The 15,769-nt window shown below is 65.2% G+C and carries 18 protein-coding genes; 1 reads left to right on the top strand and 17 read right to left on the bottom strand.

Annotated elements, in window-relative coordinates; translation table 11 throughout:
• Positions 1–8: 8 nt before the first annotated feature.
• The 16 genes from dmpG to BMZ19_RS11570 all read right to left on the bottom strand — a co-directional run bounded on the left by dmpG (position 9) and on the right by BMZ19_RS11570 (position 14,331).
• A complete protein-coding gene (gene dmpG / locus BMZ19_RS11645; protein ID WP_090311068.1) occupies positions 9–1,040 on the bottom strand; it encodes a 4-hydroxy-2-oxovalerate aldolase in 1,032 nt (343 codons plus the stop codon).
• An 11-nt stretch (positions 1,041–1,051) separates the two neighbouring features.
• The gene (locus BMZ19_RS11640) at positions 1,052–1,999 is read right to left on the bottom strand and encodes an acetaldehyde dehydrogenase (acetylating) (RefSeq protein ID WP_090311064.1); all 948 of its coding nucleotides are present in this window, start codon (positions 1,997–1,999) and stop codon (positions 1,052–1,054) included.
• Positions 1,996–3,867, bottom strand: a complete 1,872-nt coding sequence (locus BMZ19_RS11635) for a feruloyl-CoA synthase (RefSeq protein WP_090311062.1) — start codon at positions 3,865–3,867, stop codon at positions 1,996–1,998. Before BMZ19_RS11635 ends, BMZ19_RS11640 begins: the two co-directional genes overlap by 4 nt.
• 138 nt (positions 3,868–4,005) lie before the next feature.
• On the bottom strand, positions 4,006–4,791 hold the full coding sequence (locus BMZ19_RS11630; RefSeq protein WP_090311060.1) for a 2-keto-4-pentenoate hydratase: 786 nt from the start codon (positions 4,789–4,791) through the stop codon (positions 4,006–4,008).
• A gap of 35 nt (positions 4,792–4,826) precedes the next feature.
• A complete protein-coding gene (locus tag BMZ19_RS11625) occupies positions 4,827–5,801 on the bottom strand; it encodes an NAD(P)H-dependent flavin oxidoreductase (RefSeq protein WP_090311059.1) in 975 nt (324 codons plus the stop codon).
• Positions 5,802–5,846: 45 nt separating this feature from the next.
• Positions 5,847–6,659, bottom strand: a complete 813-nt coding sequence (gene hcaB, locus BMZ19_RS11620) for a 3-(cis-5,6-dihydroxycyclohexa-1,3-dien-1-yl)propanoate dehydrogenase (RefSeq protein WP_090311057.1) — start codon at positions 6,657–6,659, stop codon at positions 5,847–5,849.
• A 12-nt stretch (positions 6,660–6,671) separates the two neighbouring features.
• Positions 6,672–7,199 (bottom strand): 3-phenylpropionate/cinnamic acid dioxygenase subunit beta, encoded by a 528-nt coding sequence (locus tag BMZ19_RS11615; protein WP_244517181.1) that lies wholly within the window; start codon positions 7,197–7,199, stop codon positions 6,672–6,674.
• A 13-nt stretch (positions 7,200–7,212) separates the two neighbouring features.
• On the bottom strand, positions 7,213–8,556 hold the full coding sequence (locus tag BMZ19_RS11610) for an aromatic ring-hydroxylating dioxygenase subunit alpha (RefSeq protein ID WP_090311055.1): 1,344 nt from the start codon (positions 8,554–8,556) through the stop codon (positions 7,213–7,215).
• Between the two features lie 40 nt (positions 8,557–8,596).
• The gene (locus tag BMZ19_RS11605; RefSeq protein WP_090311052.1) at positions 8,597–8,947 is read right to left on the bottom strand and encodes a non-heme iron oxygenase ferredoxin subunit; all 351 of its coding nucleotides are present in this window, start codon (positions 8,945–8,947) and stop codon (positions 8,597–8,599) included.
• Entirely contained in the window at positions 8,944–9,798 is an 855-nt protein-coding gene (locus BMZ19_RS11600; RefSeq protein WP_090311049.1) for a DODA-type extradiol aromatic ring-opening family dioxygenase, read from the bottom strand. Before BMZ19_RS11600 ends, BMZ19_RS11605 begins: the two co-directional genes overlap by 4 nt.
• A 3-nt stretch (positions 9,799–9,801) precedes the next feature.
• Positions 9,802–10,098, bottom strand: a complete 297-nt coding sequence (locus BMZ19_RS11595) for an extradiol ring-cleavage dioxygenase (protein ID WP_090311046.1) — start codon at positions 10,096–10,098, stop codon at positions 9,802–9,804.
• 6 nt (positions 10,099–10,104) lie between these two features.
• Entirely contained in the window at positions 10,105–10,920 is an 816-nt protein-coding gene (locus BMZ19_RS11590; protein WP_090311044.1) for an alpha/beta fold hydrolase, read from the bottom strand.
• A gap of 325 nt (positions 10,921–11,245) precedes the next feature.
• A complete protein-coding gene (locus BMZ19_RS11585; RefSeq protein WP_090311041.1) occupies positions 11,246–11,767 on the bottom strand; it encodes a 3-phenylpropionate/cinnamic acid dioxygenase subunit beta in 522 nt (173 codons plus the stop codon).
• Between the two features lie 10 nt (positions 11,768–11,777).
• Positions 11,778–13,046, bottom strand: a complete 1,269-nt coding sequence (locus BMZ19_RS11580; RefSeq protein WP_244517180.1) for an aromatic ring-hydroxylating dioxygenase subunit alpha — start codon at positions 13,044–13,046, stop codon at positions 11,778–11,780.
• 142 nt (positions 13,047–13,188) lie between these two features.
• Positions 13,189–14,031 carry a DODA-type extradiol aromatic ring-opening family dioxygenase gene (locus BMZ19_RS11575; RefSeq protein ID WP_090311036.1) on the bottom strand — a complete coding sequence of 281 codons (843 nt, stop codon included), beginning with the start codon at positions 14,029–14,031 and terminating at the stop codon, positions 13,189–13,191.
• 3 nt (positions 14,032–14,034) lie between these two features.
• Positions 14,035–14,331 carry an extradiol ring-cleavage dioxygenase gene (locus BMZ19_RS11570; RefSeq protein ID WP_090311215.1) on the bottom strand — a complete coding sequence of 99 codons (297 nt, stop codon included), beginning with the start codon at positions 14,329–14,331 and terminating at the stop codon, positions 14,035–14,037.
• Between the two features lie 380 nt (positions 14,332–14,711).
• Between BMZ19_RS11570 and BMZ19_RS11565 the strand changes: the two genes are divergently transcribed.
• Positions 14,712–15,287 carry a TetR/AcrR family transcriptional regulator gene (locus BMZ19_RS11565; RefSeq protein ID WP_090311034.1) on the top strand — a complete coding sequence of 192 codons (576 nt, stop codon included), beginning with the start codon at positions 14,712–14,714 and terminating at the stop codon, positions 15,285–15,287.
• A gap of 111 nt (positions 15,288–15,398) precedes the next feature.
• Here the strand turns inward: BMZ19_RS11565 and uraH are convergent, their stop codons facing one another.
• The gene (gene uraH / locus BMZ19_RS11560) at positions 15,399–15,749 is read right to left on the bottom strand and encodes a hydroxyisourate hydrolase (protein ID WP_090311033.1); all 351 of its coding nucleotides are present in this window, start codon (positions 15,747–15,749) and stop codon (positions 15,399–15,401) included.
• Positions 15,750–15,769: the final 20 nt, after the last annotated feature.

Below are 15,769 nucleotides of genomic sequence, written 5' to 3'. Positions count from 1 at the left end.
TGCCCCTCTCAGCGGTTCTTACCGGCCGCCAGCAGATCCAGCGCGACGTCGACGATCATGTCTTCCTGGCCGCCGACCATGCGGCGCTTGCCCAGTTCGACGAGGATGTCCAGGGTCTTCAGACCGTACTTCTCGGCGGCCACTTCGGCGTGGCGCAGGAAGCTCGAATAGACGCCGGCGTAGCCGAGACCGAGGGTCTCGCGGTCGACGCGCACCGGACGGTCCTGCAGCGGGCGCACCAGGTCGTCGGCGGCATCCATCAGGCGATAGAGGTCGGTGCCGTGGTTCCAGCCCATGCGCTCGGCGGCGGCGATGAACACTTCCAGCGGCGCGTTGCCGGCGCCGGCGCCCATGCCGGCCAGGCTGGCGTCGATGCGGTCGCAGCCCTCTTCCACCGCGGTGATCGAGTTGGCCACGCCGAGGCTGAGGTTGTGGTGGGCGTGCATACCGGTCTGGGTCTCGGCATTGAGCACGGCCTTGAAGGCGCGCATGCGGTCGCGGATGTCGTTCATGTTCATCGCGCCGCCGGAGTCGGCCATGTAGATGCACTGCGCGCCGTAGCTTTCCATCAGCTTGCCCTGGGCGGCGAGCTGCTCGGCCGGGATCATGTGGCTCATCATCAGGAAGCCGACGGTGTCCATGCCCAGCTCGCGGGCGTACTCGATGTGCTGCTTCGAGACGTCCGCTTCGGTGCAGTGGGTGGCGATGCGCACCGAGCGAGCACCGGCCTCAAAAGCGGCCTTGAGGTCGTGCACCGTGCCGATGCCAGGCAGCAGCAGCACGGTGATCTTCGCGTGCTGGATCACCTCGGCGGCGGCCTCGATCCACTCCAGGTCGGTGTGGGCGCCGAAGCCGTAGTTGAACGAGGAACCCTGCAGGCCGTCGCCGTGGGTCACCTCGATGGAATCGACGCGGGCGTCGTCCAAGGCGCGGGCGATGTCCTGCACGTTCTGGATCGAGTACTGGTGGCGCACGGCGTGGCTGCCGTCGCGCAGGGTCACGTCGGAGATGTACAGCTTCTTGCTCGGGTCGAAGGTCATGGCGGATCTCCTCAGCCGTTGTTCATGGCGTTGTTCAGGATCGACAGCGCCATGCGCTCGGCGGTAGCCAGCGCGGCGGAGGTCATGATGTCGAGGTTGCCGGCGTAGGCCGGCAGGTAGTGGGCGGCGCCTTCGACTTCGAGGAACACCGAGGTCTTCAGGCCGGAGAACTTGCCGTGGCCGGGGATGGTCAGCGGCGCATCTTCCGGAATGACGTCGAACTGCACCTTCTGCTTCAGGCGGTAGCCCGGCACGTAGGCCTGCACGGCCTGGGCCATTTCCTCGACGGAGGCTTCCACCTTGGCCTGGTCGACCAGCTCGGACAGTTTATTATTCTTCAGCGGCGGCTCGGCCGGGTTCATGACGATGATCGCCTTGCCCTTGGCGGCGCCGCCGATCACTTCGATGGCTTTGGTGGTGGTTTCGGTGAACTCGTCGATGTTGGCGCGGGTGCCCGGGCCGGCGGATTTCGAGGCGATCGAGGCGACGATCTCGGCGTAGTGGACCTTGGCGACGCGGGATACGGCGGCGACCATCGGGATGGTGGCCTGGCCGCCGCAGGTGACCATGTTGACGTTCAGCGCATCCAGGTGCTCTTCGAGGTTGACCACCGGTACGCAGTACGGGCCGATGGCCGCCGGGGTCAGGTCGATCAGGCGGATGTTTGGCTTGAGCGAGCGCAGGAAGGCGTCGTTCTTGACGTGCGCGCCGGCGCTGGTGGCGTCGAAGACGAAGTCGATGTCCTTGAACACGTCCATGCGGGTCAGGCCTTCGACACCTTCATGGGTGGTGGCGACGCCCATGCGCGCGGCACGGGCCAGGCCGTCGGAGGCCGGGTCGATGCCAACCATGGCACCCATTTCCAGGTGCTGGCCGTTACGGAGGATCTTGATCATCAGATCGGTGCCGATGTTGCCGGAGCCGATGATGGCGACTTTCAGTTTCTTGCTGGAACTCATACGGATTCTCCGTGGGCCTCGCCGAGAAGGATGACGGCCGGATCGAGCGCTTCGGCATACAGGCGTTCGACCTGGACGGCGCGCAGGCTCAGGGCCAGACGCTGGTTGATGTAGCCCTTGTCGGTGATTTCACCGGCCGCCAGGCTGGGCGGCGAATCGAGGATCAGCAGGCGCACGGCATGCTGGGAGGAGGCCGGGAAATCCTTGGCCAGCGCCATCAGGCCGGCGCACAGGGCCAGACGAACGGCCGGCTGCTGGGCCAACTCGTCGACGCTCATGCTCGCCCCGGCATCGCCGGCCAGCGCACGCAGTGCCGGCGTCGGATACATCAGCGCGCCGATGAGATCCTGGTTGTGGCCGCAGATCACGCAGTCCTGGGCATAGGGCGCCAGGGCACTGACCAGGCGCGGTCGCAGGGTGCCGACCGACACCCAGGTGCCGGTGGTCAGCTTGAAGTCCTCGGTCACCCGGCCGTTGAAGGCGATGCCCTTCTCGGGGTGCTCGGGATCGAGCAGGTAGCCAGCATCGCCGATCATGTAGAAGCCGTCGGCATCAAAGGCATTGGCGCTCAGGTCAGGACAGCCCAGGTACTCGCGGAACACCGACTCGCCGCGCACGCGCATCTCCAGCTTGTCGCCGGAGGGAACGAACTTGATCTCGATGCCGGGTACCGGCAGGCCAATGTTGCCCGGCCTGTCGAGGCGAAAATGTACGTTGGTCAGCACCGGCGAGGTCTCGGTGGCACCCCACTCGCAGGTGAAAAACAGCGGCTGACTGCGTACTCGGGCGGCAACCGCACTCAGGCGATCCCAGCTGTTCTGCGGCAAGGCCGCGGCGGCGTAGAACAGCATGTCCAGACGCTCGAACAGGGCGCGAGCCAACTCCTCATCCCGCTCCAGATAGGGCAGCAGCACCTCGTAGCCACGCGGCACGTTGTAGAACATGGTCGGACGTACCGACTTGATGTTCTCCAGGGTCCGCTCGATCTGCCCCGGCATCGGACGGCCATCGTCGATGTACAACGAGCCGCCGTGGCACAGGATCATGTTGAGGTTGTGGTTGGCACCGAAGGTGTGGCTCCAGGGCAACCAGTCAAGCACCACCATTTCGCGCTGGCCGAGGAAACGCCAGCACTGAGCGATAGCCTGCTGGTTGGCGCATAGCATGCGTTGGGTGTTGACCACGGCCTTGGGCACTCCGGTGGAGCCGGAGGTGAGCAGATAGCGGGCGTGGCTGTCTCCGTCGAGCCGGGCGAAGGCCTCCATCACCGCCGCGGTTTCCTGACAGTCGTACAGTTGCGCGAGAGGCAGCGCACCGGCGATTTCCTGGGCGTTGCGCGCAGCGATCACCGGGCACTGCGGGCGGGCATGCTCGATCGCGTCGAAGTAGGCATCGCCGTCGTTGACGAAGATCAGTCCCGGCTGGAGCAACTCGAGAATTGCCTTGAGCTTGGCGCAACCACCGGCGGTGTTGCGCGAATAGGCCACCGACACGGTCGCCACCGGGATGCCGACGTGCATCGCCGCCAGCGACAGCAGCGCATGGTCGATGTCGTTTTCCGACAGCACGACCAGCGGCCGGCCTATCGGCAGATCGAGATTCAGCAGGCTCTGCGCCAGCGAACCGACCTGCTGGCGGGCCTGGGCGTAGCTCAGGCGATACCAGTCGCCGTCGCGGCGCTCGGCGAGGAACACCCGCTCGGGGGTTTCCGCCACCCAGCGCTCCAGCCACTCGCCGACGCAGCGCGCATAGGGCTGCAGGGGATCGGGGGAACGCAGGACGAAACCGCCCTCTTCGCTACAGGGCTCGACCAGGACCCGCGGCGGGGCCAGTTGCGTTTCATCGGTGAAGAAATCGATCACGGGCATGACTCCCTGAGATCGGCCCCAGGCACGCGGGCCGCTCATTGCTTGTTGTTGTGTTCGTCGCGGGCAGGGGCACCGTGACGCCCCTGCCCTCCCCGCCTCACGCCAGGCGGGGGAATCTGTCCACTGTGTACTGCCCGCTCAGGCGAAGCGGCAGCCGACCTCGCCCAGGCGGGTTAGGCGTAGACGCAGGCTGTCGCCGGAAGCGACCTGCACCATCGGGCCGAGGGCGCCGGACAGCAGCACGTCCCCGGCCTGCAGCGGACGGCCGACCTGGGCCATGGTGCGCGCCAGCCACAGGCAGGCATCCAGCGGGTTGCCCAGGCAGGCGGCGCCGACGCCGATGGCCGCCTGGGCACCGTTCTTCTCCAGCACCATGCCTTCCAGGCTGAGGTCCAGGGCATCCAGCTTGACCGGGGTCTTGCCGAGCACGTACAGCGCCGAGGAGGCGTTGTCGGCCACGGTGTCGACCAGGGTGATTTTCCAGTCCTCGATGGCCGAGTCGACGATCTCCAGCGCCGGCAGGACGAAGTCCACCGCGTTGATCAGCTCGCCCAGGGTGGTGTCGGCGTTGGGCAGGTCGCGGCCGAGCACGAAGGCGATCTCGCCTTCGGCCTTGGGCTGGATCAGGCGGCTGCTGTCTATGGTGTCGCCATCACGATATTCCATGTCGGCGAACAGCATGCCGAAGTCCGGCTGGTTCACGCCCAGTTGCTGCTGAACGGCGAGCGAGGTCAGGCCGATCTTGCGGCCGACCAGGCGGCGACCCTGGGCCAGCGCGGCCTGGGTGTTGAGCTCCTGCACGGCATAGGCATCGGCCAGGCTGGCGATATCGAAACGCTCGGAAATCCGGCAGCACGGGCGGCCGAGCTTGCGCGATTCGGCGAGAACGGAGGCAGCAGCCTGGAGGCGGTATTCGTCAGTCACCGGAAACTCCTCGGGAATGGAGATGAGTGGTTGGTTCAAAGCGCTTGCTCGAGGCTGGCGCGGTAGCCCTGCTGCAACTCGTCGACCAGCTCTGCCACGCTGTAGCGGCGCTCGATCTGGCCGACGCCCTGGCCGGCCGACCAGACGTGCTTCCACGCCTTGTTGGCGCTGGCGATGTTGCCGGAGAAGTCGATGCCGGCCTTGCCCTCGCCGGAAGGATCGATGCCGGCGCGCTCCAGCGACGGCTTCATCCAGTTGGCTAGCACGCCGCTGACCGCCTTGGTCGCCACCAGGTCGTCGATCGAGCTGTCCACCAGCATCTGCCGGTAGTCGTCCTCGACCAGGCTCTCGTGAGCGGCGATCAGGCGGGTGCCGACCACCACGAAGTCGGCACCGAGCACCCGCGCGGCATGGATGTCGCGGCCGCTGGAGATGGCCCCGGCCAGGCCCAGCGGGCCTTTCCAGAACTTGCGCACCTCGGCGATGAAGGCGAAGGGGTTGTAGTTGCCGGTATGCCCGCCAGCGCCGTTGCACACCAGGATCAGGCCGTCGACACCGGCATCGGCGGCCTTGCGCGCCATGGCCGGGGTGATCACGTCGGCCAGCACCACGCCGCCGTAGGCATGCACCTCGCTCAACACCCGCTTGGGGCTGCCCAGCGCGGTGGAGACCACCGGCGGCCGGTAGCGGCGCACCAGCTCCAGCTCGGCATCGAAACGGTCGTAGCTGGAATGCACGATCAGGTTGAGCATCCACGGCGCCACGACCTCGCCGGCAGCTCGGGCGCTGTCCAGTTCGTCGCTGATCTGCCCCAGCCACTGGTCGAGCTGCTCGACGGTACGGGCGTTGGCCGCCGGCATGCTGCCGACGATGCCGGCGCGGCAGCAGGCGGTGAGCAGCTGTGGGCCGGAAACCAGGAACATCGGTGCGGCCAGTACCGGAACCCGCAGGTCACGGAAGAGGTTGAGGACATGCTGTTGCTGCGCGTTTAGCTCGGCGCGACTGCTCATGGTTGGACCTCTCGCTATTGTTGTTGGTCGCGAATCGGAGTTGCTTCAGGACTTGCTGTGCGGCCGGGCGCCAGCGCTGCGGATCTCCCAGCCACCATCGCTGTGGATGATGTTGGCGGTGGTCAGTCCGGAATCGCGGCGCGAGGCCAGCAGCACGTAGTGGCCGGTATGGTCTTGCGGCTCGGCGATGCGCTGCAGCGGCACCGCCTGGGCGGCGCCCTGCTCGAAACCGGGAATCTCGTTGAGCGGCACGCTGCGCTTGTTGAGGCCGTCGAGGCTCTTCATCGGCGTGTTGGTGGCTCCCGGAGCCACGCCGTTGACGCGGATGTCCGGCGCCAGCTCGTAGGCCAGCTGGCGAATCATCCCGACCAGCGCGTGCTTGGCGGTGACGTAGAGGATGCCGCCGCCGCCCGCGTAGAAGGCGCTGTTGGACAGGGTGAAGATCATGCTGCCGCGGGTCTCGCGCAGCGCCTCGGTGGCGCAGCGCGCGCCGAGCAGGTAGCCCTGCACGTTGATCGCGAACAGGCGCTGGAAGGCACTCTCGAAATCTTCCGGGGCGATGCGGTCGAGACGGGTGAAATAGTCAAACACCGCCGCGTTGCCGACGAAGGTGTCGAGCTTGCCGAAGGCCTCCAGGGTGGCGGCGACCGCCTGCTGGTTGTCCTGGTAGCGCGACACGTCGCCCTGCACGATGACGATGGCGTCGCCCAGCTCGTCCTTCAGCTGCTGCAGCTGATCCAGGTCGCGCGCCATCACGCCGACGCGCGCGCCCTCCTCCACGTAGCGGCGCACGATGGCGCTGCCGATCCCACCGGTACCGCCGGTAACCAGCGCCACCTGCCCTTCAAGCCAGCCCATGTCCGTCTCCTGTCAGAGGAAGGTGTTGATGTTCTTGCACAGCAACATCGCGTTGGGGATGAGGATCTTGCGCTTGAGCAGCTTGAGGCCCTCGGCCTCCAGGCGCAGCACGTCCTCGCGGCGGCCGGCGAGCTGGTAGTGCTCGTCCAGGCCACGGCTGCGGATGTTGACGAAGCAGGAGTGCACCCGGTATTCGCCCTCAACGTCGCCGGCGAACACCTCGATGTTGCTGATCAGGTGCACGTTGCGGGTCGGCGGGTTTTCCGCCCAGGCCGACGGCTGGTTGAAACGGTTCACCCGACGCTTGAGGTCGCGCAGGCCGTCGTCGAACAGCGCCATGTGCTCGGCGCTGTAGGTGCCGAGCTTGTCCTCGCGGCGGCGGTTCTCGATGCCGGGCATCCAGTAGTGGACGGCCTCGGACAGGGTGGCGAGCCAGTCCTCCCAGCACTCGTTGTCGAGCAGGCGCGCTTCGCGCAGGAGGAAGGCCTCGGCTGCGCGAGTTTCTTCCAGACTTACCAGTTGTTCATTCGGCAGGGTCATCGCTCTCTCCTTCTCAGCGCAGCTGGCCGTTGCGGTCGGGCACATCGGCCCAGCTCGGCGCCTTCAGCAGGTCCTTCCAGTACTGGTAGAAGGCTCGCGAGTTGGCCTCGTTGAGCTGGCCCTTGAACACGTTGCCCGGCAGGTCGGTGTCGGCCAGGCGGGTGTTCATGCCCAGACCGACGTACAGGTCCTGGTAGCGGGTGACCTTGCCGCGACTGGTCTTGGTGCAGTATTCCCAGTTCTCGCCGTCGTCCATCTCGAACACGCCGGTCGGCGAGAAGGTCATCATCGCGCCGCGGCGCCACTTGTCCTTGACGTCCTGCGGGGCGTTCTTGTTGACGATCACCCAGGTGTACAGCTCGATCTTGTTGGGGCCGCGCGGCTGCCACACGCGCATGGTGTTCTGCCCCGGCAGGAAGGAAAAGTTGGGGAACAGGGTGAACGAGGACACCGCGCCCAGCATGCGCGAGCGGAACTCGCCCAGGCGCTCGGCAGCCTTCGGCGCCTGCAGGTGCAGGTACTTGTTAATGGCGCTCTCGCCCAGCACGGCGGCATTGCCGACCAGGTCGCGGGCGAATTCGTAGCCGTGCCCGTTCCAGTTGACCGACCAGGACTCGGGGAAGTCGCTGACCTGGGCCACCGCGCCGCCGAGCATGGCGCGGGCGGCGGAATCGTGGGTCCAGCCGGCGTGGAGGATGTCGCCGACGAAGTTTTCCGCGGCGATCTTCCAGTTGCACTCGATGGTCGAGCGGATGCAGCCGCCGGCGAACTCGGTGCCGCCCTCGTCATTGTCGAGGATCACGTCGAGGTACCAGGCCATCGGACCGAGATACTCGGCCAGGCTCGGCGCATCGGCGGCGAAGGTGGCGAACACCAGGCCCTTATAGCTGTCGACGCGGGCTTCACGCAGGCCGTGCTGCGACTTGTCGAAGGCGCTGTCCTCGTAGACACCCGACTCGTGCATGCCGCGCAGCGCGCCATCGGTACCGAAGGCCCAGCCGTGGTAGTTGCAGATGAAGCCGCGGGCGTTACCGGCCTCGGCGAAACACACCTTGTTGCCGCGGTGCGGGCAGGCGTTGATCAGCACCTTGATCGAGGCATCCTTCTGGCGAACCACCAGCACCTCGTCCTCACCCATGGTGGTGGCGATGTAGTCGCCGGCCTTGGGAATCTGCGATTCGTGGGCGACGAACAGCCAGCAGCGGGCGAAGATCTTCTCCAGTTCCTGCTCGTAGATGTCGCCATCCCAGAAGATCTTCCCGGACATGCGCCCGGCTTCCATGTCGCACAGTTTGTCGAGGTTCGGCAGCGCCGGGGAAGCCTCGATGGGCTTCAGTTTTATTAGGTTGTTATCCATGGGGCACTCACAAGGCATTCGGGAAATTCACGGGGCTGGTTCAGGCCAGGTCGGCGGCCAGCGCTTCTTCGGCCTCTTTCGCCACGTCGGCGAACACTTCTTTGTCGGTGACGATGATCTGGTAGGTTCTCAGGTGCTTCTCGCAGGGGAAGGTCACCGCCTCGCCGGTACGCACGTCGAACTGACCCCAGTGCACCGGGCAGGTGATCAGGCCGTCCTCCAGGTCGCCTTCGGCCAGGGACGCGGTGGCGTGAGTGCACAGGTCGGCGGTGGCGTAGTACTGACCTTCGAGGTTGTAGACGCAGATGTCGCCCACTTCGGCGTTGGGTACTTTCTTCAGCGAGCCGGGGGTCAGCTCGTCACGCTGGCAGAGGAGAACTCGAGTCGTCATTGCGCACTCTCCTGGGAAAACAGTTGCAGGAAACCGAGGCCGGTCACCCAGGCAGGGACGGCCTCGTAGGCGATCACCTCGCCACGGGGATTGGGGACAGCGGCCATGGCGCAGGCGAAGTTGCGGATTTCCATCGCGCCGTTGCCGCCGCGCTCGAGAATGTCCGCATCGTCGTAGGCGCACAGCGCAGCGAGATCGCCGTTGACGCCGTGGGCGAGAATCTCGCGGTCGAACTCCTCGTTGACCCGGCCCGACTCGACGGTGCCGACCCAGTGGCTGATGCCGCCACTACCGATGATCACCACGCGCTCGTCGGCGTCGAACGACTCGACGGCGGCGCGGATCTGCCGACCTAGTTCGCCGGCACGCTTGAACGAGATGTACGGATCGACGCCGCAGGCCAGGTACACCGGGATGGTCGGGATGCTGCGCCCGAGCATGCGCTCGGCAGCCTGTACGGTGAGCTGGTGCGGAATCGCGAAGGAGTGCTCGACGCTGAAGCTGCGCGCCACGGTCCAGTCGATACCCTGCGTCTCGCCCTCGGCAACGATGTGCTGGGCCAATGCCTGATGGTTACTGATCACCCCGCGCTTGAGACCCGGCAGGGCCTCGATCGGACCGTCCACGTCGCCGTTACCGATCAGGTAGCGCGGCAGACACTGGGTGCCGAACAGAATGTAGTGGTCATTGCCGACGATGATCGCCGCGGTAGCATCCAGCTCGGCCATGCGCCGGGCGCAGACCTCGTAGGCGCCCCAGACGTTATCGCGCTGCTCCTGCGGCGGCGCGTCGGGCGCGACGAACATCACCGGGTCATGCGGCATCCAGAAACCGCCAACGATCTTGCCCATGACTTACCCCTTCAAAGCAGCCGAAAAGGCTGCGCGTTGTTCATCGGATGCACCCAGACGCTCCTTGTACAGAGCCATGTCGCGAGTGGGGGACAACTCCTGCCAGAAGCCCATGGTCAGCATCGGGTTGACGCCCAGGCGCTGCAGCGCGCTAACGTCGAACTCAATAACCATCTGCCGTTCTTCCTCGCTCAGATCAAAGCGAGCGAGGAACTTGCCGGCATCCGCGCGGAAGCGCTCCTTGGCAGCGCGCTCCACGGATAGCTGCCACAAGACCCTTTCCAGTACGTTTCTGCTCATGGCGGCTCACTCGCTCAGGAAGTCGCGGACCAGCGCGACGAAGCGGCGTGGCTGCTCGCTCTGTACCCAGTGGCCGCAGCGGCCGAACAGGTGCAGGTCGGCATCCGGCACGGTGTTGGCGATGAGCAGGCCGCACTGCGGCGGCACCACGCGATCTTCGCGACCGTGCACCACCAGGGTCGGCGCGGTGATCTTGGCCAGGGCGCCAGCCGGGAAGCCCTTGACGATGGTTTCGCCTTCGGCGGCCGGCTGCGGGATCAGCTTGCGCAGGGCTTCCTGGGCGCCGGGACGTGCGCTGGCTTCGAAGCGGGACCGCACCAGCTCCGGGGTGATCAGCGACTTGTCGTAAGGGAACAGCTGCATCAGCTGCTCCATGTTTTCCAACGACGGCTCGTATTCCCAGGCGCCACGCAGGCCCGGGGTCTGCACGAACTCGCCGGCCGGGGTGCCGAGCAGCACCAGCTTGTTGACGCGCTCGGGGGCGAACACTGCCAGGCCGATGGCCAGGGCCCCACCGAAGGAGTTGCCGACGAAGGAGGCCTTCTGGATGTCGAGAGCGTCCATGATGCCGACCAGATGGCTGACCCACAGCTTGATGTCGTACTTGGTGCCGTCCTTGAACTCGGTGAAACCGAAGCCGGCGATGTCCGGAACGATCACGCGCCACTGGTCGGCGAAGGCCGGAATGGTTTTCGACCAGTTGGTCCAGCCCGAAACGCCCGGGCCCGAGCCATGCAGCAGGAACAGGGCTTCGCCCTCACCGGCTTCGTGGTAGTTGGTCTGGTGCCCTGCTGCCAGCAGTGTCTTGCCTACGCCTTCCATTACGGCCTCCGGTTCTTGTACTTGGATACAGATACGTATGTGTATGCTAGGAGCGAAATTGACTTGCGTCAATAGCTTGGAAAACACAACTGTATCCTTGCCACTGGAGGTCAGCGCCGCAGCAAGGCCCCATCCATGGGCAGCCCGAAGCCATCCCGTAAATCCTTGCATGCCTGACTACGACGATGGTCTAACCCGCACAAACAAAGAGCGCCCATGGTTACGACCATGGGCGCTCTTGGCTTTGAACGACCTGAGCTATGCCAGGCGCGAGCTATCGCCAGCATCAGCCCGGCTACTCAGCCACTTGTCCGAGGCCATAAACCTACAGGAATGTATTGATGTTCTTGCACGGCAAGGTGGCATTGGGAATGACGATCTTGCGCTTGAGAAGTTTCAGGCCATCGCCCTCCTCGCACAGCACGTCTTCACGGCGACCGGCGAGTTGGTACTGCTCGTCCAGGCCGCGGCTGCGCACATTGATAAAGGTCGAAAACACCCGGTACTGCCCCGGCTCGTCGCCAGCGAACACCTCGATGTTGCCGATCAGGTGCACGTTGCGGGTCGGCGGGTTCTCCGCCCAGGCCGAGGGCTGCTTGAAGCGGTTGACCCGGCGCTGCAGTTCGCGGAAGCCGTCGTCGAACAGCGCCATGTGCTCCTCGACGTAGGCACCCTTGCCATCCTCGCGGCGGCGGTTCTCGATCCCGGGCATCCAGTAGTGGATGCGCTCGGAGAGGGTCAGCAGCCAGTCATCCCAGCGCTCGTCATCCAGCAGACGCGCCTCGCGCAGCAGGAAGGCCTTGGCTACCCGCTCTTCCTCGACACTCACCAGTTCAAGATTGCTCATTGCGCACTCCTCAGCTCAGCTTACCGTTGCGATCGGGAACTTCTGCCCAGCTGCCGGCCTGCAGCAGGTCCTTCCAGCGCTGGTAGTAGGCGCGGGCGTTGGCCTCGTTGAGCTGGCCCTTGAACACGTTGCCCGGCAGGTCGGTGTCGGTCAGACGGGTGTTCATGCCAAGGCCGACGTACAGGTCCTGGTAGCGGGTGACCTTGCCGCGACTGGTCTTGGTGCAGTACTCCCAGTTCTCGCCGTCGTCCATCTCGAACACGCCGGTCGGCGAGAAGGTCATCATCGCGCCGCGGCGCCACATGTCCTTTACCTCCTGCGGGGCGTTCTTGTTGACGATCACCCAGGTGTACAGCTCGATCTTGTTCGGCCCGCGCGGCTGCCACACCCGCACAGTGTTCTGCCCGGGCAGGAAGGAGAAGTTGGGGAATACGGTGAACGAGGACACCGCGCCCAGCATCTTCGAGCGGAACTCGCCGAGGCGCTCCTCGGCCTTGGGGCGGTGCAGGTGCAGGTACTTGTTCACCCCGCTCTCGCCGAGCACGGCGGCGTTGCCGACCAGGTCGCGGGTGAATTCGTAGCCGTGGCCGTTCCAGTTGACCTGCCAGGATTCGGGGAACTCGCTGACCTTGGTCACCGACCCGCCGAGCATGGCCTGGGCGGCGGAGTCGTGGGTCCAGCCGGCATGGAGGATGTCGCCGACGAAGTTCTCCGCGGCGATCTTCCAGTTGCATTCGATAGTGGAGCGGATGCAACCGCCGACGAACTCGGTGCCGCCCTCGTCATTGTCGAGGATGACGTCGAGGTACCAGGCCATCGGACCGAGATACTCGGCCAGACTCGGCGCATCCTCGGCGAAGGTGGCGAACACCAGGCCCTTGTAGCTGTCGACACGCGCCTCGCGCAGGCTCTGCTGCGACTTGTCGAAGCCGCTCTGCTCGTAGACTCCGGATTCGTGCATGCCGCGCAGCGCGCCGTCGGTGCCGAATGCCCAGCCATGATAGTTGCAGATGAAACCGCGGGCGTTGCCGGCCTCGGCGAAGCACACCTTGTTGCCGCGGTGCGGACAGGCGTTGATCAGCACCTTGATCGACAGGTCCTTCTGGCGAACCACCAGCACCTCGTCCTCGCCCATGGTGGTAGCCACATAGTCGCCGGCATTGGGAATCTGCGACTCGTGGGCGACGAACAGCCAGCAACGGGCGAATATCTTCTCCAGCTCCTGCTCGTAGATCTCGCCATCCCAGAACACCTTGCCGGCCATGCGGCCCGCTTCCATATCGCAGATCCGGTCGAGCCCTGCCAACGGCGGAGTGGTCTCGATCGCACAGAGGTTTATTTTTTTCATCATCTCTCCTCATTCGAAATGCAGCTGCCACCACAGCAGCCCGGCATTACACGCTTCAACTCAGTACGACCTGTCAGGACGGCTTGACCGCCAGAAAACCCATGCCCGTCACCCACGGCTCGACGGCCTCGTAGCCGACGACCTCTCCCTTGCCGCCCTCAACGGCCGCCAGAGCGCAGATCAGGTTGCGGATTTCCATCGCGCCGTTGCCGGCACGTCCGATGATTTGCTCGTTGCTGTAGGCGCACAGCGCCTCCAGGTCGCCGGCCACGCCATGCGCCAGCACCTCGCGATCGAAGCCCTCGTTGACCCGGCCCATCTCGGCGGTGCCGACCCAGTGGCTGATGCCACCACTGCCGATCACCACCACCCGCTCATCCGCAGGGAACGCCTCTACCGCGGCGCGGATCTCGCGACCCAGTTCGGCGGTGCGTTTGAGCGAGAGGAACGGATCTACGGCACAGGCCATGTACACCGGAATGCACGGCAGCTCGTAGCCCAGCGCCTGCTGCGCCGGCTTGACCACCAGGTGATGGGGAATGCTGACCGCGTGGTCGACGCTGAAAGAGCGCGCCACGGCCCAGTCGAAACCGTTATCGAAACCATGCTGGGCAATGAAGCCGGCCAGCTGCTCGTTGTTCTGCGTCACCAGCTTGTCCAGCCCCGGCAGCGAGCCCAACGCACCCTCGATGTCGCCGGTGCCGATCAGGTAGCGCGGCAGGCACTGGGTGCCGAAGAGGATGTAGTGATCGTTGCCGACGATGATCACCGTTGTCGGCTCCAGCTCGACCAGACGCCGCGCGCATTCGGCATAGGCGGCATGCACCGCTTCGCGCTGCGTCGGATTCGGCGCCTCGGGCGCCACATACATCACCGGGTTGTGCGGCACCCAGAAGGCGCCAACGACCTTGCCCATGGCTCACCCCTTAAGAGCAGCCGAGAAGGCTGCGCGTTGTTGATCGATCGCACCGAGGCGCTCCTTGTACAGCCGCATGCTGCGGTCGGGCGCCAACTCCTGCCAGAAGCCCATGGTCAGCATCGGATTGACACCCATGCACTGCAGTGCGCCCACCTTGAAACTCAGCAGGCACTCGACCTCTTCCTCGCTCAGACGAAACTGCGCGAGGAAGACCCGCGGATCCTCCCTGAAGCGGTTCTTGCTCGAGCGCTCCACCGAGAGCTTCCACAGCACCCTTTCCACCAGGTTCCGACTCATCGTCCCTCCCATGCCGGCAGCCCGCAGAGAACCGCCGAACGAATACACTTATGAATCCACAAGAATTCCAGAGGCAAGGCAGGCGACGCCTACCAACGCCATGAAAAATCAGGCGTGCAGGATCATTCAGGCGCGAACTTGCAACATTGACATACATCAATGTATCTTTATTATCGACATGAGCAGCACAACGAGTGGGCACACCGGACGCGGCAGCCATGCGGCCGAACAGGAAAGCGTGATATGGGTAAACTCACCGGCGAAAACGCGGTCAATTGCGGCGAAAGCGCGCGCGCTATTTCCCGCTTTCAGTCAATCGGTTAGGCTTGCCAGCTGTTTTCCCGGCGCACCGGGCGCCCTCCACCAGAAGAAGCACGAACATGTCTGCACGCTCCCCGCTTACCCGCGAAGACTGGATCCACGCCGCTCAGCGCATGCTGGTCAAGGGTGGCATCGACTCGGTGCGGGTCGACACCCTGGCGAAAGAGCTGAACATCACCCGCGGCAGCTTCTACTACCACTTCAAGAGTCGCGACGAACTGCTCGAGGGCATCCTCAGCGATTGGCGTGCCCGGGCCACCGAAGACGTCATCCTCCAGTTGCGCAACACCCGCAACTCGCCGGCCGAACAGCTCTGGCACCTGCTGGAACTGCCGTTCCACGGCAACACCGCGCGCGAGGCCGCCGCCACCGAGATCGGCATCCGCGGCTGGGCCCGCCGCGACAAGCAGGCACGTCAGGCCATCGACGAGGTCGACAGCCATCGCCTCAGCTACATCGAGGGACTGCTGATGCAGGCCGGCTGCGACGAGACGGAAGCCCGCGACCGCGCGCACCTGATCTACGCCTATCAACTCAGCCTGTCGCTGGTACACAGCAACGACGACCCAGCCGAGCGCACCCGGCGCATTGGCAAGATTCTGATTCCGGCCAACGAGCACGCAGTGGTCAGCTAGCGGATCACCAACGGCCGCGGCAAGCGTCTCCGCTTGCGCGCCTCGGCCTGAACCCCTGCTGCACCGCCAAAGCGACGCCAGAGCACCGGGATACCCTCGGAAAAGGCGGCTTCAGCTGCCTCGATAGGTCGAATAGCTGTACGGCGACACCAGCAGCGGCACGTGGTAATGGCCTTCGTCGCTGAGGCCGACGCGCAGCACCACCACGTCGAGGAACGCCGGTTCGGGCAAGGCGACGCCGCGCTGGCGGTAGTAGTCGCCGATATGGAAGTGCAGTTCGTACACCCCCGCGACCAGGTTCTCGCCCTGCAGCAGCGGCTCGTCGCAGCGGCCGTCGGCATTGGTCGCCACCTCGCGCAGCAGACGCCGTTGTTCGCCGTCCAGTCGATACAGCAGCAGCGCGATGCCCGCCCCGGGGCAGCCGTGGGTTGCATCCAGAACGTGTGTCGTCAATTTGCCCATCTTGCCTAGCGCGAGCGCAC

The sequence above is a fragment of the Pseudomonas linyingensis genome, assembly GCF_900109175.1.
Taxonomy (GTDB): domain Bacteria; phylum Pseudomonadota; class Gammaproteobacteria; order Pseudomonadales; family Pseudomonadaceae; genus Geopseudomonas; species Geopseudomonas linyingensis.
Note: the sequence above shows the minus strand (reverse complement) of the source record. Positions and strands in the feature narration are given on the sequence as shown.

What these genes read in the sequence shown, in the direction of transcription:
- dmpG (WP_090311068.1), bottom strand. Translation starts at nt 1,040, where the DNA reads ATGACCTTCGACCCGAGCAAGAAGCTGTACATCTCCGACGTGACCCTG.
- BMZ19_RS11640 (WP_090311064.1), bottom strand. Translation starts at nt 1,999, where the DNA reads ATGAGTTCCAGCAAGAAACTGAAAGTCGCCATCATCGGCTCCGGCAAC.
- BMZ19_RS11635 (WP_090311062.1), bottom strand. Translation starts at nt 3,867, where the DNA reads ATGCCCGTGATCGATTTCTTCACCGATGAAACGCAACTGGCCCCGCCG.
- BMZ19_RS11625 (WP_090311059.1), bottom strand. Translation starts at nt 5,801, where the DNA reads ATGAGCAGTCGCGCCGAGCTAAACGCGCAGCAACAGCATGTCCTCAAC.
- hcaB (WP_090311057.1), bottom strand. Translation starts at nt 6,659, where the DNA reads ATGGGCTGGCTTGAAGGGCAGGTGGCGCTGGTTACCGGCGGTACCGGT.
- BMZ19_RS11615 (WP_244517181.1), bottom strand. Translation starts at nt 7,199, where the DNA reads ATGACCCTGCCGAATGAACAACTGGTAAGTCTGGAAGAAACTCGCGCA.
- BMZ19_RS11610 (WP_090311055.1), bottom strand. Translation starts at nt 8,556, where the DNA reads ATGGATAACAACCTAATAAAACTGAAGCCCATCGAGGCTTCCCCGGCG.
- BMZ19_RS11605 (WP_090311052.1), bottom strand. Translation starts at nt 8,947, where the DNA reads ATGACGACTCGAGTTCTCCTCTGCCAGCGTGACGAGCTGACCCCCGGC.
- BMZ19_RS11600 (WP_090311049.1), bottom strand. Translation starts at nt 9,798, where the DNA reads ATGGGCAAGATCGTTGGCGGTTTCTGGATGCCGCATGACCCGGTGATG.
- BMZ19_RS11595 (WP_090311046.1), bottom strand. Translation starts at nt 10,098, where the DNA reads ATGAGCAGAAACGTACTGGAAAGGGTCTTGTGGCAGCTATCCGTGGAG.
- BMZ19_RS11590 (WP_090311044.1), bottom strand. Translation starts at nt 10,920, where the DNA reads ATGGAAGGCGTAGGCAAGACACTGCTGGCAGCAGGGCACCAGACCAAC.
- BMZ19_RS11585 (WP_090311041.1), bottom strand. Translation starts at nt 11,767, where the DNA reads ATGAGCAATCTTGAACTGGTGAGTGTCGAGGAAGAGCGGGTAGCCAAG.
- BMZ19_RS11580 (WP_244517180.1), bottom strand. Translation starts at nt 13,046, where the DNA reads ATGGAAGCGGGCCGCATGGCCGGCAAGGTGTTCTGGGATGGCGAGATC.
- BMZ19_RS11575 (WP_090311036.1), bottom strand. Translation starts at nt 14,031, where the DNA reads ATGGGCAAGGTCGTTGGCGCCTTCTGGGTGCCGCACAACCCGGTGATG.
- BMZ19_RS11570 (WP_090311215.1), bottom strand. Translation starts at nt 14,331, where the DNA reads ATGAGTCGGAACCTGGTGGAAAGGGTGCTGTGGAAGCTCTCGGTGGAG.
- BMZ19_RS11565 (WP_090311034.1), top strand. Translation starts at nt 14,712, where the DNA reads ATGTCTGCACGCTCCCCGCTTACCCGCGAAGACTGGATCCACGCCGCT.
- uraH (WP_090311033.1), bottom strand. Translation starts at nt 15,749, where the DNA reads ATGGGCAAATTGACGACACACGTTCTGGATGCAACCCACGGCTGCCCC.